The organism is Phocaeicola dorei (genome assembly GCF_013009555.1).
Taxonomy (GTDB): Bacteria; Bacteroidota; Bacteroidia; order Bacteroidales; family Bacteroidaceae; genus Phocaeicola; species Phocaeicola dorei.
Window position 1 is genome coordinate 1,766,145 of sequence record NZ_CP046176.1, and the last position, 22,876, is coordinate 1,789,020.

At 40.8% G+C, this 22,876-nt stretch carries 21 protein-coding genes, 3 tRNA genes and 1 pseudogene; 8 read left to right on the forward strand and 17 right to left on the reverse strand.

Annotated features, from left to right (window positions below):
* Window positions 1-90 precede the first annotated feature (90 nt).
* Both GKD17_RS07290 and GKD17_RS07295 read left to right on the forward strand, forming a co-directional pair.
* Complete coding sequence (locus tag GKD17_RS07290) at window positions 91-1,293, forward strand: 6-bladed beta-propeller (RefSeq protein ID WP_032936507.1); 1,203 nt, start codon at window positions 91-93, stop codon at window positions 1,291-1,293.
* Window positions 1,294-1,312: 19 nt separating this feature from the next.
* Window positions 1,313-3,055 carry a hypothetical protein gene (locus GKD17_RS07295; protein WP_007837895.1) on the forward strand — a complete coding sequence of 581 codons (1,743 nt, stop codon included), beginning with the start codon at window positions 1,313-1,315 and terminating at the stop codon, window positions 3,053-3,055.
* A gap of 1 nt (window position 3,056) precedes the next feature.
* On the opposite strand, the gene GKD17_RS07300 is transcribed toward GKD17_RS07295, so the two are convergent.
* The 5 genes from GKD17_RS07300 to GKD17_RS07320 form a co-directional block, all read right to left on the reverse strand.
* Complete coding sequence (locus GKD17_RS07300; protein ID WP_007837904.1) at window positions 3,057-3,761, reverse strand: pirin family protein; 705 nt, start codon at window positions 3,759-3,761, stop codon at window positions 3,057-3,059.
* A 1,335-nt stretch (window positions 3,762-5,096) separates the two neighbouring features.
* Window positions 5,097-5,169, reverse strand: a tRNA-Gly gene (locus GKD17_RS07305).
* Window positions 5,170-5,177: 8 nt separating this feature from the next.
* Window positions 5,178-5,260 (reverse strand) — tRNA-Tyr (locus GKD17_RS07310).
* 111 nt (window positions 5,261-5,371) lie between these two features.
* Complete coding sequence (gene ribH, locus GKD17_RS07315; RefSeq protein WP_007837914.1) at window positions 5,372-5,878, reverse strand: 6,7-dimethyl-8-ribityllumazine synthase; 507 nt, start codon at window positions 5,876-5,878, stop codon at window positions 5,372-5,374.
* A 96-nt stretch (window positions 5,879-5,974) separates the two neighbouring features.
* Entirely contained in the window at window positions 5,975-6,652 is a 678-nt protein-coding gene (locus tag GKD17_RS07320) for a tetratricopeptide repeat protein (RefSeq protein ID WP_007842740.1), read from the reverse strand.
* A gap of 152 nt (window positions 6,653-6,804) precedes the next feature.
* Between GKD17_RS07320 and recF the strand changes: the two genes are divergently transcribed.
* Window positions 6,805-7,920 carry a DNA replication/repair protein RecF gene (gene recF, locus GKD17_RS07325; RefSeq protein ID WP_007837916.1) on the forward strand — a complete coding sequence of 372 codons (1,116 nt, stop codon included), beginning with the start codon at window positions 6,805-6,807 and terminating at the stop codon, window positions 7,918-7,920.
* A complete protein-coding gene (locus tag GKD17_RS07330; protein WP_007837917.1) occupies window positions 7,917-8,207 on the forward strand; it encodes a DUF721 domain-containing protein in 291 nt (96 codons plus the stop codon). Before recF ends, GKD17_RS07330 begins: the two co-directional genes overlap by 4 nt.
* Window positions 8,208-8,379: 172 nt before the next feature.
* Here the strand turns inward: GKD17_RS07330 and GKD17_RS07335 are convergent, their stop codons facing one another.
* The 6 genes from GKD17_RS07335 to GKD17_RS07360 form a co-directional block, all read right to left on the reverse strand.
* A complete protein-coding gene (locus GKD17_RS07335; RefSeq protein ID WP_007837918.1) occupies window positions 8,380-8,859 on the reverse strand; it encodes a 5-formyltetrahydrofolate cyclo-ligase in 480 nt (159 codons plus the stop codon).
* Entirely contained in the window at window positions 8,834-10,582 is a 1,749-nt protein-coding gene (locus GKD17_RS07340; RefSeq protein ID WP_007842744.1) for a S41 family peptidase, read from the reverse strand. Before GKD17_RS07340 ends, GKD17_RS07335 begins: the two co-directional genes overlap by 26 nt.
* Window positions 10,583-10,596: 14 nt before the next feature.
* Window positions 10,597-11,031 carry a deoxycytidylate deaminase gene (locus GKD17_RS07345; protein WP_005844718.1) on the reverse strand — a complete coding sequence of 145 codons (435 nt, stop codon included), beginning with the start codon at window positions 11,029-11,031 and terminating at the stop codon, window positions 10,597-10,599.
* 4 nt (window positions 11,032-11,035) lie between these two features.
* Window positions 11,036-11,530: a DUF4847 family protein gene (locus tag GKD17_RS07350; RefSeq protein WP_007837920.1), complete on the reverse strand. Its 495-nt coding sequence runs from the start codon at window positions 11,528-11,530 to the stop codon at window positions 11,036-11,038.
* Between the two features lie 13 nt (window positions 11,531-11,543).
* On the reverse strand, window positions 11,544-13,586 hold the full coding sequence (locus GKD17_RS07355) for a M3 family metallopeptidase (protein ID WP_007837922.1): 2,043 nt from the start codon (window positions 13,584-13,586) through the stop codon (window positions 11,544-11,546).
* Between the two features lie 157 nt (window positions 13,587-13,743).
* On the reverse strand, window positions 13,744-14,421 hold the full coding sequence (locus tag GKD17_RS07360) for a Crp/Fnr family transcriptional regulator (protein WP_007837923.1): 678 nt from the start codon (window positions 14,419-14,421) through the stop codon (window positions 13,744-13,746).
* 186 nt (window positions 14,422-14,607) lie between these two features.
* Here GKD17_RS07360 and GKD17_RS07365 point away from each other — a divergent pair, with 186 nt between their 5' ends.
* The gene (locus GKD17_RS07365; protein ID WP_005844726.1) at window positions 14,608-15,210 is read left to right on the forward strand and encodes a MarC family protein; all 603 of its coding nucleotides are present in this window, start codon (window positions 14,608-14,610) and stop codon (window positions 15,208-15,210) included.
* Between the two features lie 158 nt (window positions 15,211-15,368).
* Here the strand turns inward: GKD17_RS07365 and GKD17_RS07370 are convergent, their stop codons facing one another.
* From GKD17_RS07370 to GKD17_RS07395, 6 genes are read right to left on the reverse strand one after another with little or no spacing between them, the layout of a single operon-like run.
* Window positions 15,369-16,385 carry an FAD:protein FMN transferase gene (locus GKD17_RS07370; protein WP_007837924.1) on the reverse strand — a complete coding sequence of 339 codons (1,017 nt, stop codon included), beginning with the start codon at window positions 16,383-16,385 and terminating at the stop codon, window positions 15,369-15,371.
* A 13-nt stretch (window positions 16,386-16,398) separates the two neighbouring features.
* Window positions 16,399-16,971 carry a manganese efflux pump MntP gene (locus GKD17_RS07375; RefSeq protein ID WP_007842750.1) on the reverse strand — a complete coding sequence of 191 codons (573 nt, stop codon included), beginning with the start codon at window positions 16,969-16,971 and terminating at the stop codon, window positions 16,399-16,401.
* A gap of 3 nt (window positions 16,972-16,974) precedes the next feature.
* On the reverse strand, window positions 16,975-17,676 hold the full coding sequence (locus GKD17_RS07380) for a DUF6048 family protein (protein ID WP_008652553.1): 702 nt from the start codon (window positions 17,674-17,676) through the stop codon (window positions 16,975-16,977).
* The gene (locus GKD17_RS07385) at window positions 17,624-18,172 is read right to left on the reverse strand and encodes a DUF6452 family protein (protein ID WP_007837928.1); all 549 of its coding nucleotides are present in this window, start codon (window positions 18,170-18,172) and stop codon (window positions 17,624-17,626) included. The genes GKD17_RS07380 and GKD17_RS07385 overlap by 53 nt, the downstream gene beginning before the upstream one ends.
* 1 nt (window position 18,173) lies before the next feature.
* Window positions 18,174-19,127: a glycosyltransferase family 2 protein gene (locus GKD17_RS07390; RefSeq protein WP_007837929.1), complete on the reverse strand. Its 954-nt coding sequence runs from the start codon at window positions 19,125-19,127 to the stop codon at window positions 18,174-18,176.
* Between the two features lie 3 nt (window positions 19,128-19,130).
* The gene (locus GKD17_RS07395; RefSeq protein ID WP_007837933.1) at window positions 19,131-19,664 is read right to left on the reverse strand and encodes a DUF4199 domain-containing protein; all 534 of its coding nucleotides are present in this window, start codon (window positions 19,662-19,664) and stop codon (window positions 19,131-19,133) included.
* A 256-nt stretch (window positions 19,665-19,920) separates the two neighbouring features.
* On the opposite strand from GKD17_RS07395, the gene GKD17_RS07400 reads away from it, so the two are divergent.
* From GKD17_RS07400 to GKD17_RS07410, 3 genes and pseudogenes are all read left to right on the forward strand, one after another.
* A tRNA-Thr gene (locus GKD17_RS07400) sits at window positions 19,921-19,994 on the forward strand.
* 109 nt (window positions 19,995-20,103) lie between these two features.
* On the forward strand, window positions 20,104-22,539 hold the full coding sequence (locus tag GKD17_RS07405; RefSeq protein ID WP_007837934.1) for a helicase-related protein: 2,436 nt from the start codon (window positions 20,104-20,106) through the stop codon (window positions 22,537-22,539).
* Window positions 22,535-22,859, forward strand: a pseudogene (locus GKD17_RS07410) (PD-(D/E)XK nuclease domain-containing protein); the annotation flags it as partial. The gene GKD17_RS07405 and the pseudogene GKD17_RS07410, both read left to right, overlap by 5 nt.
* Window positions 22,860-22,876 lie beyond the last annotated feature (17 nt).

Consider the following 22,876-nt stretch of genomic DNA (forward strand, 5'->3'; position numbering starts at 1 on the left):
TTATTCTGTTTTATTCTCATAAATCATGGATTCCTGTATATCTTTGTTTCGGGAAATAAATATTTTTTTCCTGAAAAACTGATTGAATCTATGAAACAATGGCATTTATTTTGCTTGTTGCCTTTGATGGCAGCTTGTGACTCCGGACATTCCGGTTCCGGAGAATTAATTTCGGTGGACTTGCGACAGGGGATAGATCATCCTTCTATGCTCAATCTGCAAGATGAGGTAGAGAGTGTGGAATATATACCTTTGGAAACAACCGATGATCCCGCTTCTTTGTTGGATGGAGTATCCGAATATGCTTTGACAAGCAAATACATCTATGTTTCTCCCGTAAAAGAACAACGGATTGTTCAGTTTGACCGGAAAGGTCATTTTATAAAGACATTGATTCCTTTCGGACAAGGACCGGGGGAGTTCAGTAATTTTTTAGCAGGTATACAGGCCGATGAGGAAAATAATCGTCTTTACCTGTTCAGTGCTAATCAGATAGGGGTCTACACCTTAGAGGGGGAGTTTATTCAAAATTTGAACCATGATTATCAGATAGTATATCAGCGTAAGGTGGAACAAGACTGTTTTGCTTCGGTGGCATTTCCGTATATTCCTTTTCGGAGCGGGAGTTATGGCTTAGGCATATTCACAGAGCAAGGGGACACTATTGCTGTAAAGAATGATTTTACTTCGCCACTGGTTCCTCCGGAGAAAGCAGGTTTTACTATAGGCATTGCAGCTACCTATTCAGGTAAGCAGCAGTCATTACTGTTTAAAACAGGATGTAATGATACTGTTTTCAGAATTTCCGATCATAAAATTATGCCAGCTTGTGTTTTGAATTTACAGAATTCAGACCAAGAAATCATCCGCTGCCTGGATGCGACTGATTTCAGTAGCTTACATCAAAAATTTGGAGGAAATAAGGATATTTTTGTGTCTGATCTTTTTGAGACGCCACGAAGTTATTATTTCCGTTGCAGGTATGATGGAGGATATTATGTGGTTTCCGTTGATAAAGAAACAGGGAAGATTCTGGCGGAGCAATGTGAGCAGCCTGAAGATATTTTTAAACTTTCTGATGCCAATCTTCTTTTTGGTATGTTGGGGACACGGAGTTATCGTAGCTTTCCCGTTTGGGGCCGTATGGAGAAAGATGGTTTGGTGCAGGTTGTCATTCCTTATGAGCTGAGTCTTTATGAAAAAGGATCCACCCTTACTGTTCCGGATGAATTAAAAAAGATAAATGTGGATAGTAATCCTATTTTTATAGTCTATAAATTGCGAGAAGGCTAAAAAGTGATACATTTGCGATATGATGAGAAAGTACTTGTTTATAGGCTGGGCTGTATGGATGGTGGTGATATTGGGTATCATCTCCTCTTGCAGTCAGGATAAGGGCACTTCTAGACTGGCATGGGGGAAATATTATTTGTGGAGTGCCCCGGATTCCTCCTACCGGATACTGAATGCCATTCCTTTTCCCGATAAACTTTCCGTAGAAGAACAAGCGTGCTATGCATTACTGATGACACAAGCTATGTATAGATGTGGGCATAAGATATCTTCCGATTCATTGATAAACATTGCTGTACAGTATTATTCTTCACAAGGTAATGCAGATGATAAAGCTTCCGCTTTGCTTTATAAAGGATATATTTTAGAGGACTTGGGGCAGGATAATGAAGCTTTGTATGCCTATAAACAGGCAGAGGAGGCGGTAAAGACTGTTAAGGATTTGCGGATCCATTTTTTGATATATACAGCTTTAGGGAATATCAATGGAAGGTATGCTCATTATGAGCACTCACTGTCGTATTATAGAAAGGCGTTGGATCTTAATCTATCAGTTCCGGCTTGGAATGCAATGGGGGGAGAATATATATTTGCCCCTCTTTATCTGGCTCAGGGAACTCCCCGGTACAATGAAGAGGTCAAGTTGGTTTATGATAAGTTTTTAGGTTTGGTTAATAGGATGGACTTTACCTCGCAAGAGAAAATCTATTATCAATGGGCCTTGAAGGAGAAAGACAAGCAGGAATGGGATTCGGCGGCTTCGTTCCTGTTAAAAGCGATGGACTATACCACTACTGTTGAGTCCCGTTACTGGTATGATGCTGAATTAGCTGTTATCTATAAACATTTAGGAAAAACTGAACTAGTAGACAGCCTTCGTAATAGGGCATTGAAATCTTCGCGACCACTTTTGAGATCCTCTGTGTACAAAGCTATATACCAGGATTTGCTGGCGGCTGGTAAGTTAAGTAAGGCTAATGAATATATGCAATGCTATATCAATGAACTGGAATTACTATTTACTTCCGGAAGCCGTACTGAATTGTTTAAAATCGAGAAAAGATATGATTACATGGCTTTATTACGTCAGAATGATGAATATCGAAGCCGATGGAGCATTACTCTGTTGATAACAGTGGCTGCTGTTTTTTCATTGACTTTACTGCTATGGGGTAGTTGGAAATTTTTTCGCCGCCAGAAACTGGAGATTTTAAGTCATTATAAAAGGGATGCTTCCATGTTGCAGCAGCAGATTGATGATTTACAAGAGAGGATAGAAGAGAATCAAGGTGAGGCGAAGAATCTGCAAGAACAGATGCAAATCCTTGAAAAGGAAAAGAAAAGTAAGGAAATACGTATTCGTCAGTTGGAACTCACTTTCCGTTCGAAACACATCTCGCTTCCGGTTGAGTCGGTGGAGGCAGCACAAGTATACTTGCAAATCGTGACGAAGGGAACTCCTCATTATACCCCTGCTGAAGACCGTACTAAATTAGAGTATTGGTTGAACATATCCCGTAATCGCTGGGCCGAGCGATTGGAAAAGCTTTATCCATCTCTGACCAACGGAGAGAAGGATATTTGTTACCTGTTTGTAGTGGGACTTTCATTTGATGAGATGGCCAGTTTGTTGGGAGTGCAGTCCCGTTCTGTAAACCGTGTGGTATATAGAATTTGTAGAAAGATGGGTATAGAACAAGGAAGCAAAGATGAATTTGTGGCGCAAATTTTCCGTTTGGATGATTGCGACACAAATATATAGCTTACATGGCTACTTCGATGGCCAGTATTTGCGCTTCGGATTTAGCTTCAATTGTGACACTTTCAATGTCCCAGATACCGATACCGTCACGACGTGAAAGATTCTCGCCTGCTATATTTATTTCTCCTTCTATAATGAAGATATAAACACCTGTGCGTGGTTTGTGCATACGGTATGTCACACTTTGTCCGGCATCCAATGTGCCCATAGAGAACCATGCGTCCTGTAGCAGATGCGCCGGTGTATTGCCAGATGGTGAGATGAAGGTGGCTAGTTCGTTACGTTTCAATAACGGACGAATGTCATAATTATGGTATTCGGGTTTAGTTCCCTCCACATTGGGAATAATCCAGATTTGCAGGAATTTTGCGTCTTCAGTCTTACTGGCATTGTATTCGCTATGATAGATGCCTGTGCCTGTACTCATTACCTGAATTTCACCTGGGGCAATGGTACTTTCATTCTGTACGCTGTCTCCATGTCTTAAATATCCTTGTAAAGGGATAGACACCACTTCCATATTTTTATGGGGGTGCATACCGAAACCTTCTCCGGGAGCTACTGTATCATCATTTAGTACGCGTAAAGCACCGAAGTGAATTCGTCTTGGATTATAATAGTCTGCAAAGCTGAATGTATGGTAGGTTTTTAGCCATCCGTGATTAAAATACCCTCTTGTATTAGCTTTGTCAATTACTGTTTTCATAACTCATATCCTTTCTTTTTTAATTTGTTGATATTTGATATAACAATTGGGAAACAGAAAAGTTTAACGGTTGCTGTAAGGTGGGTTGTACTTTAGATTCAGCTCTTTTAAATGATCTGTTAGAGTCTTTTGTTACATTAGAAAACACATTTTGTTTCGGTTTTAGTGAAGATTTTTGGAGAACACTCTATGGTAAGAAGCTTTTGGTTTAGCAGACAGGTAAAAAGATAAGTTCGTTTTTCAAAAAGGGCCTTATCTTTTTTTAAAAGACCTTATTGTTTTGGAAAAACATCCTTATCTTTTAATGAAAGGAACTTATGTTTGGCACAAGAATTCATAGAACTTGGCGCAGGATCCGGCAGAATTTGTATCAAGATTCTGAACACTCCGGTAGGAGGAAATGTAGCTTCTTGAAACCGGACAAGGGCTATCGAACTGATTGGGAAAGTAAAATAAAGCAATGTGATGATTGATTGCCCAACAGAAGAAAACGAATTTGTATGTATACATTTGTTTTTACGAACGGAATAAAATCCTTTCATCACCATATCTTATTGTTGTTCAATGGTTTACTGTGTAGAAAGATGGTAAGACATGCCCAAGTGGTAGTTGACGGTGAATATGCCATACACTTTTCGTTTCCGGAACCAGACGGGCATGGCATGTCCTTGGAGCATGTTGGGCTTGTCCGGGGTCAAACCACTTGAGCGTCTTTTACGTCCTTTTATCACCACAAATTACTGGATACTAATTGATTATAGTGATTGAACAATTTTATTTTTCATGTAAAGACAATTCGGATGCTGGCAACTTGAGTAGTTAATCTTACAGTTCATACATTTAAATCTTATAGCTCATAGATAACTTATGACGTTGTCCACAGAACAAGCTAAGCATGTTCGTCAAACAAGCTAGGCCTGTCCTTTGGACAAGCCCGGCCTGTACGTATGCATGAAGCTATACATATGTATGCATCGCCTCATGCGTACGTACGTGTAAACCGGATTTGCATTTTCTTCTTCCCAAAAAGCGTTCCACCCTTTTTCACTTTATGCCGGAAGGTTTTTTCAAACTATCCTTATAGGTTTGACGAGTTTTGCTCAGAGTTTCCCGGAGTTATGCTTGAAGTTTTATCAGATTCACCTATTACTTGCAGAGGGTCTGTCACAAAAACGGGACAAAGCAAAAGTGTTCCTCTATGAAATATCGGATGAACCTGGTTTCTTGGAGCCGAACAAGAATTCTTGGACATCCTGCTCTTATAATTATCGGGTAAGTGAAGGAAGGGTAGGATATAAAATAAAAGAAGAGATGATTTAATCATCTCTTCTGTAGAGCGGAAGACGGGGCTCAAACCCGCGACCCTCAGCTTGGAAGGCTAATGCTCTATCAACTGAGCTACTTCCGCAATTTTTGTGGGCAAAGATGGATTCGAACCACCGAAGTCGAAAGACAGCAGATTTACAGTCTGCCCCATTTGGCCACTCTGGTATTTGCCCATTCGCTCTTAAGATTCTATCTCAATTCTCTTATTGAGTAGGCTTGTTTCTCAATTGCGATGCAAAGGTACGTCTTTTTTTTGAATATGCAAATTCTACAAGAACTTTTTTTCAAAAAATCTGCTTTCCCTGCACTTTTTGCTTGAAATCGAGCATTTTGATGGCAGTTATTGCACATTCATCTCCTTTATTACCTAATTTTCCACCGGCACGGTCTTCTGCTTGTTGCATGGTATTGGTGGTAATCAAACCATAAATTACAGGAATATCTCCTTCGGCATTCAGTTGGGCGATGCCTTGGGTAGTACCGGCACATACATAGTCAAAGTGTGGAGTGTCACCACGAACTACACATCCTATTGCAATCACTGCGTCTACTTTTCCGCTTTTTATCATTTGTGCGGAACCAAAAGTCAGTTCAAAACTTCCGGGTACAGTTTGTACCAAAATATTTTCATCTTTTGCACCATGTTTTTTCAAGGTGGTTACGGCGCCTTCCAATAAGGGACCGGTGATGTTACTGTTCCATTCGGATACTACGATACCGAAACGCATGTTTTCTGCATTGGGAACCGAGTTAAAGTCATAATCAGATAAGTTATGATACGCTGTTGCCATTATTTTTTGTTTTTTAGTGGGATTAATAAAAGAAAAAGGTTATCTGTACGTGGGTGCAGACAACCTCTTTATATAATTCAAGGTATATTTCTTTTCTTATTTGATAGAGGCACGCTCGATATATTTGTCGATGTCCATTGACTGATAAGAATTGAAGTATTTTTCTTTCACCAATGTATAAGCTTTAACAGCTTCACTGTTCTTACCCAGTTTCTCGAACAACTGACCTGCCTGAATCAAATAGATAGGGCTTAATGCCTGACTGTCTGCTTTGTCTGCTGCTTTCAGCAAAGTTCCGGCAGCTTTGTCCAATTGCCCCATCTCAGCGTAGCAGTTACCGATAGTTCCCAAAATAGCGGGGCTTACCAACTGATCTTTAGCGCTGAATTTATCTAAATACTTCACTGCGTCTTCATATTTGCCTAACTGTGCGTAGCAGATACCTGCATAAGCATTTGCTAAATTACCGGCAGCTGTTCCGCTGAATTCATCTGCTACTTTCAAGAAACCTTTGTAACCAATGCTGTCGCCGTTCAATGCTGTTTCAAAGTTATCGGCTCCGAAATATTGTTCTCCTTTGAACAAAGCTTCTGATGCTTTCATTTCATTGGGTTCAGAAATAAAATGCTTATATCCCATGAAACCTGCAATGATAATCACAACTGCTGCAATAGTTCCAAGGATTTTTCCTTTGTACTTGATAAGGAATGCTTCTGAAGTACTCAGTGCTTCTTCCATATCCAATGGGTCCTGAGTGTGTTTTTGTTCTGCCATTTTTATATTTACTTTTTTATTATTTTGCGAATCTACTTTTTCGGTCAGCAAAAGTAGTTCATTTCTATGTATTAATGAAATTTACGGGCATATTTTTTTAGTTTTTCCCGTTTTTATCTCTAATTTTGTATCCTCAATTAAACAGAAGTTCTATGATACTGAAACGCATCTCGATATTGAATTATAAAAACCTGGAGCAGGCAGAACTGGAATTCTCGCCAAAGATGAATTGTTTTATCGGACAGAACGGCATGGGGAAGACGAACCTGCTGGATGCGGTTTATTATCTTTCATTCTGTAAAAGTGCCACTAATCCCATAGACTCGCAGAATATCCGTCACGAGGGCGATTTTTTTGTGATTCAGGGTTTCTATGAAACGAATCAAGGAGATCCTGAAGAGGTATATTGCGGCTTGAAGTGTCGTCAGAAAAAACAGTTTAAGCGGAATAAAAAGGAATACAGCCGTTTATCAGATCATATCGGTTTTATTCCTCTCGTAATGGTTTCTCCTGCTGATGCGGAACTGATTGCGGGAGGTAGTGACGAGCGCCGCCGTTTTATGGATGTGGTGATATCTCAATATGATAAGGAATACTTGGATGCACTGATACGTTATAATAAAGCGCTGACACAGCGTAACGCCTTATTGAAGTCGGAGCAGGAACCTGATGAGGAATTGATGTTGGTATGGGAGGAGATGATGGCATTTGCAGGCGAGATTGTTTTTAGAAAACGTAGTGAGTTTATAGCCGAATTTATTCCTACTTTTCAATCTTTCTACTCTTATATTTCGCAAGATAAGGAGAAAGTGAATCTGGCGTATGAATCTCATGCTATGAATGGGAATTTGCTGGATATAATAAAAGAGAGCCGCAAACGTGACCGTATAATGGGGTATTCGCTGAGAGGAATTCATAAAGATGACTTGGTGATGCAGTTGGGTGATTTCCCTATAAAGAGGGAAGGTTCACAAGGGCAGAATAAAACTTATCTGATCGCTTTGAAACTGGCTCAGTTTGATTTTTTGAAGAAAACGGGGAGCAATAGCACTCCTTTGTTGTTGCTGGATGATATTTTTGATAAGTTGGATGCTTCCCGTGTGGAACAGATTGTGAAACTAGTGGCCGGGGATAGTTTCGGACAGATTTTCATTACGGATACCAATAGGGATCATCTGGATAAAATATTGAAAAAGATTGAAAGGGAATACAGAGTCTTTTCTGTAGAAGATGGCTGTGTGACTGAAAGAAAGGAAGTGGCTGAATGAGACGTAATGATGCGGAACAAATAGGGGAGATGATTCGGAAATTCTTCCGGCAGAATGCTTTGGAGGCACCACTGAATGAGTATCGTCTGATACAAGCATGGAAAGATGTTGTGGGGCCTGCCATTACCAAATATACTAGTAATCTTTATATCAAGAATCAAATACTTTATGTGCATATCACTTCGTCCGTGCTCCGTCAGGAGTTGATGATGGGACGTGATTTATTGGTGAAGAATCTGAATAAGCAGGTAGGGGCACAAGTGATAGTCAATATTATTTTTCGTTAACTAGGCGGTCTTCTGTATGTTCTTTTGGTTATCTCCGAAGGTTCCTGTAAAACTTCCTGCCAGGTGCGGATTTTTACGGATTTTCCTTCATCTTTTTCGTAAAGTCCACACTTGACTTGAAAGAAGTGTGATGTAAGAGTGGCTTATGGGGCAGTTCTTATCACGATAGATTCTATTTCAGTATTCCATTCTCAGTCCAGACTTCATCCATTCTCCGGTCGAAAGGTTCGACAGGCAGCTTTTCGCTTACTTGGAAGTTATAACATATACCTATATTATAGGAATGAAGAAGAGGCAGTAATTTGTCATAATATCCTTTTCCTCTTCCCAATCGGTTGCCTTGGGCATCAAAAGAAACACCCGGTATAATGGCGAGGTCTATCTTCTCATACGCTGTAAATGCTTCTCCCGTCGGTTCCTCTATGTGATAAGCCTCGCCGTTTTTCAGGTTTTGTCTACCTGCATAAATACGGAGTTCCAATTCGTCTCCTTTGACTACCGGCAGCAAAATTGTTTTCTGCCGGTGCCATTTCTCAACGAAGTCATGTGTCTGTACTTCATCACCCAATGAATAATAGAGCAAAACGGTACGGGCCGATGCAAATTTGGGATGCTGTTCCAGTTTCTCAAGCAAAGCAGCGGACTTTGTCATTAATTCGGTGATGTCGTGACGGCGTTTTTCTTGCGCTATCTGCTTGCGCAGTTGTTTTTTTAGTTCCTTCATCGCTTACTTTCGGTTCTATGGGTTGTTCGGGAGCTTTGGGAAATGATTCACCTTTATCCAATACTTCCAATGCTTTGAGGACAGTTTTGTCGCTCTTGTTTAAGTATTCTATATAAGCTTCCATGCCCAGCATATTATAAATGATGTTTCCATATAAATTTGTTTCAAATAGTTTCTGTGATTTGTACATCAATATGTTGCGACGTTTTAACCCTTTGCTTTCAGCGAAACGGGCGAATTGTTCCAAAATGTTCTGATGTTTCAAATATTGCAACAGGCTTTCTTCTGTTTCATATTTTTGCATTTCGGCACGGTGGTTGTCCGTATACTGGAAAGCAAACTGGATGGTTAGTCCGCGGTTAACGGACATACGATAATAGGAAGTCACACCGGTAGTATCCTGCGGTACAAAGATATCGGGCATAATACCTCCACCTCCATATACAGGACGGCCTAAAGAAGTTTCAAAGATTTGGCTTTGATCCTGTTTGATACTGTCCTGTGAGAAAAATTCTCCGTGTTCGTAACGGGTCAGGATATCCATTTCATAATTTGCGTCATTACCTTTTACATACGGTTTTTGTATACAGCGTCCTGACGGAGTATAGTAACGGGCAATTGTCAGACGGATGGCTGAACCATCGCTGAAGTCGATAGGCTGTTGTACTAGCCCTTTTCCGAAAGAGCGGCGCCCGATGATTGTCCCTCGGTCATTGTCCTGGATAGCTCCGGCAAAAATTTCGCTGGCAGAAGCCGATCCTTCGTCCATCAATACGACAATAGGCATTTTCTGGCTACTTCCGGTTCCGTTGGATGTATAGTTCTCACGTGGAGACTTACGTCCCTGTGTATAAACGATGAGTCTGTTTTTGGGTAAGAATTCGTTTACCATCTGGATTGCTGCACCCATATATCCGCCGGTATTACCGCGTAAGTCGATTACCACTCCTTCGCAGTTTGCCTGATTTAGCTTGGCTAATGAAATCAATAATTCGGGATAAGTTGTTTCACCAAACTTGTTTACTTTTATGTAACCGAATTTGTCATTCAACATATAGGCGGCATCTACACTCTTTACCGGTATGTCACCACGAACAATGGTGAAGTGTAAAGTTTCTTTTTCTCCCGGACGAAAAACGCCAAGTTTTACCTCACTGCCTTTGGGACCTTTCAGTCTTTTCATGGATTCATAGTTGGTGACAATTTTTCCTACAAAGGCACTGTCATCAACTTCTATAATGCGGTCTCCTGCCATTAGGCCCACTTTTTCTGATGGTCCGCCTTGGATGACACTGTTTACATGGATGGTATCTTGCTGGATGGTAAACTGGATACCAATTCCGCTGAAGCTCCCTTTTAAATCAGAATTTACAGCTTCCAGGTCTTTTGCCGGAATATAAGAAGAGTGAGGGTCCAGCTCGCCTAGAATTTGCGGCATAGCATCTTCCACCAGTTCACCCATGTTTACTGTATCTACATATTGGTCGTCAATGATACGCAATAATGCATTCAGTTTGTTGGATGAAGTATTAATGATACCTAATTTGTTTCCTGAAAAGTGGTTGGCGTAAAAAGTTCCAATCAATATTCCGGCTACGATGCTTACCGCAACGATTACCGGCATAAAACGGGATGTTCGATTTTTGCTCATATCTTTATTTGCTATTATTCATTGGGATTGATATAGATTACTTCAATATTTGCGCGTTTCAATAAATCAAGCCCGTCTTCCAAACGGTATTTTTCTGAGTAAACTACACGTTTGATTCCTGCTTGGATGATGAGTTTGGCACATTCTATGCAAGGAGATGCGGTGACGTACATGGTTGCTCCGTCACTGCTGTTGTTGCTTCGTGCTATTTTGGTGATAGCATTCGCTTCGGCGTGTAGCACGTAAGGCTTGGTGACTCCGTTGTCATCTTCGCATACATTTTCGAATCCTGCAGGAGTTCCATTATATCCGTCGGAGATGATCATCTTGTCTTTTACGATTAATGCTCCTACCTGACGGCGTTCACAGTATGAATTTTCCGCCCAAATACTAGCCATGCGGATGTATCGTTTGTCGAGTTTGAGTTGTTTTTCTTCTTTCGTTTCCATTATTTCAGTCTTGCTTATTATGTGCAAATTGAATATAAGTTTTTTTCCCTTCGGGAGCTAGCAATAAAACATTGCTGTCACCTTGATAAAATATTGCATTATTCAATGCTTCTATGAACTCGTTATTATAGCTTGTTGAAGATGGAGTCTTGGTAAAATTTATGTTTACTGTCCGGTCTTTTCCATCCGCTTGCCATGTGCCTTCAATGGTTCCGTTTTGTATGCTTCCTGTAAAAGTGCCATCCGCTTTGAAAGTAATGTTGAAACCATGAATGATATCCAAGGCTTTTCTTCCTTCGGCTGCGATAGTCTTATCCGGGTTGTGTGCCATTGCATTGTATTTGGGCTCTCCGTTCCGTTTGTCCCAATTGGCTTTACCATAGAAATCCACTACATGCCATGTGCCGCTTGCAAAGATTTCCTCTACATCGTCTTCATTGTTGCAACTCCATAAGAAGGGGAGTAGCATCAGTATATAAAGAATAGACTTTAGTTTCATATTGTTTAGTTTTTTAGTTGATTATTCCATTTCTTTTCAGCAAGGCATGGATACTGGGTTCTTGTCCACGGAAGCGTTTGTAAAGGGCCATCGGATGTTCCGTTCCTCCTTTCGAGAGAATATTCTCCCGGAAAGAAGCAGCGACTTCCTGGTTGAAGATTCCTTTTTCCTTGAATAAGGAGAAGGCATCCGCATCCAGTACTTCCGCCCATTTATAACTGTAGTATCCGGCAGAATATCCCCCCGCCATGATATGTGAGAACTGTACGGACATGCAGGTATCTTCTACTCCGGGCAGTATTTGCGCTTTTTTCCATGCTTCTTTTTCATAAGCGCGGACATCTCCGTCAAATGTTTCCTGGCGGGTGTACCATGCCATATCCAGTAAGCCGAAACTTATTTGACGTAGGCAGGCGTAGGCCACATTAAAATTGGATGCATCTACAATTTTTTGAATCAGTTCGGCAGGAATGGGTTCTCCCGTCTGATAATGTCTGGCGAATGTATTGAGAAATTCTTTTTCAGTGGCGAAATTTTCCATAATTTGTGATGGAAGCTCCACAAAATCCCAGTATACGCTGGTACCACTCATGGTTGAATAAGTGGTATTGGCAAACATTCCGTGCAAGGCGTGTCCGAATTCGTGTAAAAAAGTATTTACTTCCGAGAAAGCCAACAATGCCGGTTTTCCAGCCGATGGCTTGGTGAAGTTCATGGTAACGGATACGTGGGGGCGGCTGTTGACTCCGTTTTCTATCCACTGTTCCTTATAGCTGGTCATCCATGCACCTGAACGTTTTCCGGCACGGGGGTGGAAATCTGTATAAAGTACAGCCAGGAAACTTCCGTCTTTGTCGAATACTTCATAAGCTTTTACATCGGGATGATAGACCGGAATTTCTTTATTTTCTTTAAATGTGATGCCATACAGACGGGTAGCCAGACCAAATACGCCTTTCTCTACTTGGCTAAGCTCAAAATAAGGACGCAACTCTTCTTCATTCAGATTGAATTTCTTATTTTTCAGTTTTTCTGAATAATAGGCCCAATCCCATGGCATCAGCTGGAAATCATTGCCTTCCATTTCGCGTGCCAATGCTTCTACTTCTGCTACTTCCTTTAGGGCGGCAGGGGTGTAGGCTTCCAATAATTGGTTGAGCAATTTGTATACGGCATCACTTGTTTCGGCCATGCGCTTTTTCAGTTTATACTCGGCAAAAGTGGAGAAGCCTAGTAAATGAGCCAGTTCCATGCGAATGTTTACCAATTGCTTGATGATGTCCACATTGTTGTAGTCGTTATTGTGTGTACATTGGGTATTATAAGCCATATAGACTTCTCTGCGCAGTGAACGGTCGTCACAATATTTCATGAAAGGAACAAAACTGGGAGCATCCAATGTAATGATGCTGCCTTCTTTTCCCTTGTCCTTTGCTGTTTGAGCATAACTTTCCAATGAACTTTCGGGTAATCCTTCCAATTGTTTTTTCGTCAATGCCAATTCGTAGTTATTCGTTTCTTTCAACAGATTCTGAGAAAAACGTAAGGTTAATATGCTTAATTCAGTATTCAGTTGGCGGAACTTTTCTTTTGCCTCACCGGTCAGATTGGCACCGCTTCTTACAAAACTGTCGTATGTTTTTTGCAGCAGTTGGGCGTCTTCACCTTTCAGTTGCAACTGGTCTTTCTGCTCGTATACAGCTTTTATGCGGGCAAACAGTTTTTCATTCAAACTGATGTTGTTGCTGTGTTCAGACAGTAAGGGCATCATTTTTTCTGCCAATTCCTGCATCTCGTCACTAGTCTCGGCACTCATCAAATTGCCGAAAACAGTAGTTACGCGGTCTAGCAACGCACCCGAATTTTCCAGAGCAACAATGGTGTTTTGGAAAGTCGGTGCTTCGGGATTATTGACAATTGCATCAATTTCCTCATTTTGTTCTTTCATTCCTTCCAACAAGGCAGGTTCATAATGTTCTATCTTGATGAGATGGAACGGAGCCGTGTCATGAGGAGTGTTATAGGGTTTTAAAAATGGATTTTTATTTTCAGTCATGGCACTATTTTATTTGACTTACAAATTTGCTAAAAAAAAGTATCACTATCCTCATTCTATTTACTTATTTAACAAAGTATATTAAATAGTTAGGTTAAAAATAAAAAAGCACAAGCAGAAATGCCTGTGCTTTTCATCTTTATGAGGTTTTACCTGATTATTTATTCTTTTCGGTCAGTTTTTCCAATGCCGGAATGGAGATTGCTTTTCTGCTAAGTTGTACCAATCCCTGTTCCTGTAAATCATTCAGTACTTTTGACACATTGATTCGTGTCTCATCAATCAAACTCGCCAAATCTTCCATTTTGATTTTAAGAATTTTTTTCCCTTCGGGCTTCATGGAACGCAGTACTAAAAAATTCAGTATTTTTTCTTCTGTATTACCTATGTGGCTGTTCCATAATTTTTCGTATGCCACTTGTGCCCTATTACTCAGAATATTTAAATAATTAAGGCGGAAGATTTCGTAGTTGTTCAGTTCATTTAATACAAATAACTTATCTATGGTAACTATGTTAATATTTGTACGTGCTTTGTAAGTCGCTGTATAGTTGGTCTGCATGCCGAATAATGAATAGGGCTCTATAACGAAAGGACTTCCAAAAGTTTCAAATAAGGAGTATGAATGTTGGTTATCGGTTGCTTGGGAGGTTATCTCCCCATTTAAGAGAAAGATTAATTGAGTGCAAGGTGCTCCTTGTTCCACAATGATATCATCGGCGTTGTATTTACGAAAATGTAGCTTTACCTTACCTATGATATTGGTGAAGTCATTTTTACATAATCCCTGGAAGAGAGGAAGTTGTAAAAGTGTATCATACATTGTTATTTCCATAAGTTCTAATGTTCGTTAAGTTATAGTTTAACACACAAAGGTAACGATAAAACGAGATTTATTATTTATAGGTGGGAGAACTTTTATTTTTTTTATTGTTTCTTACCGTCTCCTAATGTTTAAAAGCAGAATACTTGCGGGCTGTATAAAAAATAAATATATTTGCATTCAAAAAAGGAGGAGTTTATGTTTGGATCATTTGATTTTCAAGAATTTTTAAGTGCGTTTATCGTACTTTTTGCTGTCATTGATATTATCGGATCTATTCCTATTATATTGAACCTTAAGCAGAAAGGGAGAAATGTCAATGCTAATAAAGCTACCGGCATTTCTTTTGCTTTATTGATAGGTTTCTTTTATGCAGGAGATATGATGCTGAAGTTATTTCAGGTAGATATCGCTTCGTTTGCCGTGGCGGGTGCTTTTGTTATTTTTCTCATGTCTTTGGAAATGATTTTGGATATCGAAATATTCAAGAATCAAGGTCCTATCAAGGAAGCGACTTTAGTTCCCTTGGTCTTTCCGTTATTGGCAGGTGCGGGGGCGTTTACTACGTTACTTTCCCTTCGTTCGGAGTATGCTCCTGTAAACATTGTTGTAGCCTTGATATTGAATATGGTTTGGGTTTATGTGGTGTTGAAGTTGACAGATCGTATCGAACGTTTCTTGGGTAAAGGTGGAATTTATGTTATTCGTAAGTTTTTCGGAATCATTTTGTTAGCAATATCAGCGCGTTTATTTACGGCTAATCTGACTTTGTTGATAGAACAGTTTCAGAAAGCTCAGTAATATGCTGTTTCTTTGCAGATAATAATGTCGGAACTCACCATAGATATTTTATTGGAAACCAACTGCTTTGTGTTAAATCGATATTAATCTGTGGTGAGTCCCGGTATCATTCCATTTGAATGATAGTTGTTCGATGTTTTGATGCGCCTCTTTGATGTCTATTTCTCGCTGGCGATAAATTTCTTCATCCCATCTGTAAAATAAGTTTCATATTTATCCCCTTCGCCCGAGCAGATAAAATAGGCATCCAGTTCAGGATGTGCTTCACAAAAAGCTTTGGCTGAGTCCAGTCCCATCACCATGAAAGCAGTAGCGTATGCATCGGCACTGGCGCAATCTTTTGCAATGACAGTGGATGACAGGATGCTATGTTGTACTGGGTATCCGGTGCGTGGGTCTATGGTATGTGCATATTTCTTTCCACCTTTGTAATAGAAATTACGATAATTTCCTGATGTCGCCATACCTACGTCACTAATGGCAAGTACAGTCTGTAACTCCTGGTTTACTGACAAGGAGTCATCTACAGGTTTGTTTATGCCGATACGCCAAGCGTTCATTTTGGAATTTTTGCCTCTTACCACTACTTCACCACCGATGTCTACCATGTAGTTTTTTATCCCTTTACGTTCTAATAGCCTTGCTACTGCATCTACTCCGAATCCCTTGGCGATAGCGCTGCAATCCAGCATTATACGAGGGTCTTTTTTTATTATCCGGTTGTTCTGTAAGTCTATTTTTTGATATCCTATCATTGGGCGTAAGCTGTCCACTATCAGTGAATCCACTCCTGTAGATTTTTTGAATCCAAATCCCCATGCATTTACCAAAGGTGCGACAGTGATATCAAAGGCTCCATGGGTTTCATCGGATATTTTTTTTGCGAGATGGAATACATGTACGAAAAAACTGTCAACTTCTGTCTTTTCATTGTGGTTTACGCGGGTGATTACAGAATTCGGATTGAAAGGAGAGAGGGAGTAGTCCACTTTCTTCAGTTCGGTTTCTATTTCTTCTTTCAGATTATCTTCGGACTGGTAGGTGATTTTGTATACAGTACCGAATACAAAGCCTTCATCCGTACGGAAAGGTGCTTGCTTTTTTAGAATAATAATTGTTCCTATTATCAGAATTGCTAGAAACGGCAATTGCCATGCTAATTTTTTTTTATTCATACCTGTATTTTAGTTAAGAAAGAAATAAATGTTCTATTAAGATTTTAACACCGATAATAATCAGAACCAAACCTCCCCATAATTCCATGCGCAGGTTGAAACGCTTGCCGCAAAATACACCTATCAGACTTCCTAATGTTGAGATAACAAAAGAGGTAAAGCCGATGATGACAATGGGAGAAAGAATGGAAGTGAAAGAGTTCATTCCTACAAAAGCAAATGATATACCGATGGCCAACGCATCAATGCTGGTTGCTATAGCCAGCGTAACAACCACTTTTAATTTAGTGGGGTCGAAGCAGCATTTGTCTTCATTGCTGAAACTCTCTTTAATCATACGCCCTCCCAGGAATGCCAATAACCCAAAAGCGATCCAATGGTCGTAATCCTCTATCAGGTGGCTGAAGCGGCTGGCGGCAAACCAACCGATAAGCGGCATGACGGCCTGGAAAAGACCGAAGAAGAATGCCATAATAAAAAAAGTGCGCCAGCAAATGCGACGCATGATAATTCCGCTTGTTATGGAAACAGTGAAACAGTCCATAGCAAGGCTGATGGCAAGGAGCCATATTTCTAAAGTTGTCATTAGTTAAAATGGTAATTTGTATATTAAACTGTATGTTACTCCTAAGTTAGTCGAGTTGTTCTTTCCGAAACCGGGAATATACCAAGGCTCGGTGTGTTCCGTCTTTTTCATGTTCATGCGTATGCGGTAGCGCAGTGACCAGCCCATATAGAAATTCTTGTATACATTTACCTTTATTCCTGCCAGCAGTTCGGTCCAGGTTACTGTGGTTTTAACTCCCTCATAACTGAAGGGGATTTCCGGAAATCCCCATGTAGGGTCTTTCATTGTCGGAGCATCTACATCGTATGAAAAAGAGGTGAATCCGTAACGTATGCCTCCATACAGAAAACCAGGCAGATAGGGCTTCTTGAAAAAGAAGTTGTAGTTCATACCTATACGGAAATAGGGAGCTGAGGCTTTATAATGTATATTGGTACCGTCATCAGTAGTGTCGGTGGTTCCATATCCAATTTCAGCTACGGGGACATAACGGTTTTTCAAATTGACCTCTACGCTGATTTCTGTACTTGTAATGTCACCTCCAAAAATTTTGCTTCCCAGGCCAAATATATCTATACCGATAGTAGTTCCCTGATAGAAGGGTACCTTTTCTTCCTCTATGGTTGTTTTTTTTTCTTGTGCCGCCAGTGTGGGGCTGTACAATAGCATACTACTCAGTAGCGTTAACAACGTAATATATGTTGAAATTCTTTTTTTCTTCATTATTGATGTCCGGATTTACAGTCTCGATAGATTTTAAGTTATAAGTGGTGTATTTAATGTCTTCCACTTTATAAAACATCATGGTGCCACATTCTATATTCTGCAAGTAGGGGATATTCTGGTGAATGAGTATGATGGTGTCACGCATCTTTTCCGTATAATGCAATACGTAGGTAGTTTTTGATGTATAACTCAAAGGCAGGCTCATACTGCTTTCCGCTTTATTGAATATCGTGTCATTCATCAATGAGTCTTTTACTACAGTTTCCTTAATAGTTCCATCTTCCAGTGTGTCACGTACAATCACATCGGTAGTGATAAATCCAGTGACGTCAAAAGCTGGACTGAATTTCACAGCTTGGTGTGTTTCTGCATCCAGAAAGTCGAAATGGGCAAAGGAATTGGTGGTAAGCGGACAATCGCTTTCCCCACAGCTTTGCATCAAGGTGCTTACGGTAATCAGGAGCAATAAGATAATGGCTGGTAGTCTCTTCATTTTAAAACTCTTTCTCTATTTTATAATTATTGCGTTCAGGAGCATTCCGGGCTATCAGTTCTCCTATGAATCCTGCCAGAAACAGTTGGGTTCCCAAAATCATCAAAGTTAGGGCCAGATAGAAGTAAGGAGAATCAGTAATTAATATATAAGGTAAACCATGTGACAAGGCATATAGCTTGTTTGCTCCGATGATAATGACGGAAATGAAACCAAGAATAAACATCAATGATCCCATAAACCCGAAGAAGTGCATCGGCTTGATACCGAATTTGGATAAAAACCACAGAGTGATGAGGTCTAGATAACCATTGAAGAAACGGTTTAATCCGCCAAATTTTGTTTTACCGAATTTCCGTGCCTGATGGTGTACTACCTTCTCGGCTATCTTAGGAAAACCTGCATTCTTTGCCAGATAGGGGATATAGCGGTGCATTTCACCGTATACTTCGATGTTCTTTACAACATCACGACGATAAGCTTTTAGTCCGCAGTTAAAGTCATGCAGATTCTTGATGCCTGAGACGGCACGTGCTGTGGCGTTGAATAGTTTGGTCGGAATGGTTTTTGATAACGGGTCATAGCGTTTTTGCTTGTATCCTGATACTAAGTCGTAGCCGTCTTCTGTAATCATTCTGTATAATTCCGGTATTTCGTCCGGGCTGTCCTGCAAGTCGGCATCCATTGTAATCACCACATCACCTTGCGCCTTTTCAAAACCACAATACAAAGCAGGGGACTTGCCGTAGTTCCGGCGGAATTTAATACCTTTTACGTTGTCCGATTCCGAGCGTAGTTTCTCAATCACTTGCCAGGAGTGGTCGGTGCTGCCGTCATTGACAAAAATAACTTCATAGTTGAAGTGGTTGGCATCCATTACACGTTGAATCCATGCGAATAGTTCCGGCAAAGATTCTTCTTCGTTATACAAAGGAATAACTACAGATATATCCATCTTTTATTCATTTTTCTTTTTACGCATCACGATCAATGCCGTAGGGATAGCCATTAGCATCCCGTAAAACATATTTTGTGATATCAGTTGAAATGTCATTTCCAGCGGGGTAAGTCCCGACAGTAAATCTATCGCTTCTTCAAATTGGTTTAGTGAGGTTGTCAGTTCGGGTCCGGCAGTTTCTTTGAACTGATTTAAGATGGAGCGGTATGCCTCGAATACGAACCCGCCATCTATATAGCGGAAGTAGATGTAATGCACTACCGCTACAAATAGAGAGGCGAACATATACATAAAGGTAGTGAATAGAAACGCACGTGAAAAAGTGATGCTTCCGCCACAATGCCGTTCTCTGAACTTTTTGGCAAATATGTATCCTAAAAAGGGTACTCCTATAGTTAAGACTATAAAAAGTAATTGTAGGAAAGGTATTCTCAATCCTAGTGGGAAGAGCATGAATTTGAAGGCCCATAAAAGACCCATGCCCGTACCATAGCGCATGGCGCATTCCTGCAAAGTCGGTTTATAATTCGTCATTCTTTATTAATAAGTGCACAAAAGTACTTCTTTTACGGGAATCCGTCCTATAGTTATGGGTGAAAAATGTATTTTTTCTGCTAAAATCAAAAAAAGTATTCGAAAGTATTGTAGTTTTGAAAATAATGTCTACCTTTGCACTCGCAAAACAAAAATGGGTAAGTCCTATACGGCCAGCTCCTGATGAATCCTCCAGGGCTTGATCGCAGCAAAGGTAGTTGGTTGTAGCGGCGCGATATAGTAAGCTTACCCACCCGCCTCTTTAGCTCAGTTGGCCAGAGCACGTGATTTGTAATCTCGGGGTCGTTGGTTCGAATCCGACAAGAGGCTCAGAAAAGCGAGAAGGACGAAGAAATCTTCATTCTTCTCGCTTTTTTATTATATTTGCGCTGATATTAGTTTTAAGGTTGGTACAACCGTTATTTAAGAGTTCTTTTGTATGATAGAGTCACAGATTGCGGCAAGAGTATTGCCGTCTAAATGCCGTGAAGCGGTAAAGGTTCTTTTGCAGGAAGTGTACGGATATGAAGATTTCCGTAATTTAGAAGTTTATGATGACTTGTTCAAAGGTAAGGAAAAATTGCAATTGTCTCAAGGGCAATTAATTGAGGAAGTCATCATGGAAGCTGAAAAAGGGATCAAGGGTGATTCGTCTGTTCATAATTTGCTCCTGACTGCTCCGACCGGAGCTGGAAAATCATTGTTGTTTCAGCTCCCTGCCATTTATCTGGGTAATGAATATAAGCTTCTTACTCTTGTGGTTTCTCCGCTGAAAGCATTGATAGTGGACCAGGTTGAGGCGTTGCAGGAGTTAGGATATGAACGTGTGGCGTATGCTTCGTCCGATCTTTCACCTGAACAAAAGAACGAAGTATATCGTCGTGTCCGTGACGGGGAGGTTGATCTTTTTTATCTTTCCCCTGAATTATTGTTGGCGTATGATATTAGTTATTTCGTAGGTGAACGCCGCATTGGATTGGTAGTAGTTGACGAGGCTCATACCGTGACTACTTGGGGTAAAGAGTTCCGGGTGGATTATTGGTTTCTAGGGCGTCATCTGGAAGCTTTAAAGAATGCGTTGGGATATGTATTCCCTGTTTTTGCATTGACAGCCACTGCTGTGTGGAATCCCAAAGGTGGGAACGATATGATTTTTGATACCATCCGGTCGTTGCATCTTGCTCCGTGTGCCTTGTACGTGGGCACGGTGAAGCGTGAAAATATTGGCTTTGACATTACCGCCATGACCATAGAGGAGGGAGAGACCTACGATAAGGCCAAGCAACGTACTGTTGCCGCCCGGGTGGAGGATTTTCTGGACGGGCATAAGACTATTATTTATTATCCTTTTGCCGGAGGTATAGATATGAAACTGAAGACTTGGGTGTATCCGGCTAACTGGCATTGGGTGGCATCTTATTATGGTAAAAAGGATAAAGAGCAAAAAGCCGAAATTATACAAGCTTTTAAGGAGGGTGAGAAAAAAATAATCGTTGCTACGAAAGCTTTTGGCATGGGGGTGGATATCAGCGATATTGACCGTGTGTATCATGTGGCTCCATCCGGTACCTTTGTCGATTATATTCAGGAGATTGGCCGTGCAGCCCGTGATAAGAACATTTCTGGTGTGGCAGCGACGGACTTTAATGAACGCGACTTTTATTATATGAAACGCCTGCATTCTGCAGGTGCCATCTCCCAGGAACAGTTGGGGATGATTCTGAAGAAAGTATGGGAAATATATCTGATGAAAGGCTGTAGTGATGAAATGCAGATGTCTTTATCCGATTTTGAATTTGCAGTGAGGCTGCCTCGTAAAAAGAACAAGCTGGAATATGAATCGGATTTGGAGCAAGTCATCAAGACGGCTTTGTTATGGATAGAAGAGGATCTGAGTTTCCGGCATGGCGGTTCTCCTGTTGAAATCAATTCACAGACTCTGTTTGCCGATGGCTATGTACAGGAAAAGACGGGTGATGCCGCTTTCCGTAAAAAATACAAGCAGTATATGGTTCCCGTGGAAGGGGTTGAAGGAGTCTACAAGGTGGCTTTTGAATCTTTGTGGGAAAATTGTTTCTCGGAGATGGGGTATCGTGAGTTTAAGCGCGATTTATACAATGGAAATCTCTTTGAGGGAGTTCGTGCGGCAGCTGTGGGTAAGCATGATGTCTTGTTAAAAGAGAGTGCAGCGGATATCTGCTCCAAGCTGGCAAGTCTCTTGAAGAGTTTGAAAGATTTGTTGACGGTGAGTCTGTATGGTAATAAAGGAAAGTTCGAGGAGGACGATTTGCGTAGTATTTTTGCGGCGTATGATATGGATGTTCCTTCTGCCAAGCGTTTTATCACTTCGTTACTGGAGTCCAGGGTAGAGGAGGGCAGAAGTGTGAGTTACATCACCAGTGCCAAGAAGAAAGATGAAGACAAACTGATGTTTACCGTTACCCGTGGTTTTGATTTGTTATTGTCCCGTTACCAGAAGTTGTGTGCCCAGCGTATTACAGGAAAGAAAGGAGACCGGCTGTTGTTCTATGTCACTCCGTTCTCCGATCTCAATATGTTGCTCAACTTGCTGTCTATGCTCAATGTGGTGGACTTTACCGTAGAGGGGGGTGTTCCTTCTGTTGGAGTGCGTGTTCGTGATGCGGAGATATTGAAAAAGGAAGCTGCCTCGGAGGGCTATCAGAACCGTGTGCTGGAGAATAATGAGAAAATATTCCAGGAACAGATAGAGTTGTTCCGGCTGTTCTTTGGCAATACGAAGTTAAGTGACGAGCAGCGATGGGAGTTTATAGAGGATTATTTTACGGGGATGAATTTGGAGGGATTGAAAGAAAAATATTCTTGTGTTGTGGAATGCCGGCTGTGTAAGGTCTGAAATACCGTATGATTTTCACGGCTCGATAAAGACAGCTGAGGCGGCAGAAAGCTATATTGTCAATTGCATGTGGAAAAAACTCGGGCAAGAGGAAGAGTGGACTGTATATTGGAAACAAAGGATTATGTATATATATATTTGAGCTTAAACTGGATAGTACGGCTGCTGAAGCTTTACAGCAGATAGAGGACAAAGGATATGCTAAGCCTTATCTGACAGATACGTGCAAAGTTACGGGAATTGGTATCAGTTTTTCATCGGAAACCATGACGGTGGAGGAATGGGAGGAAAAACATTGTAACCCTGTTGTGATTAAATAATAGTGCAAAAATATGCC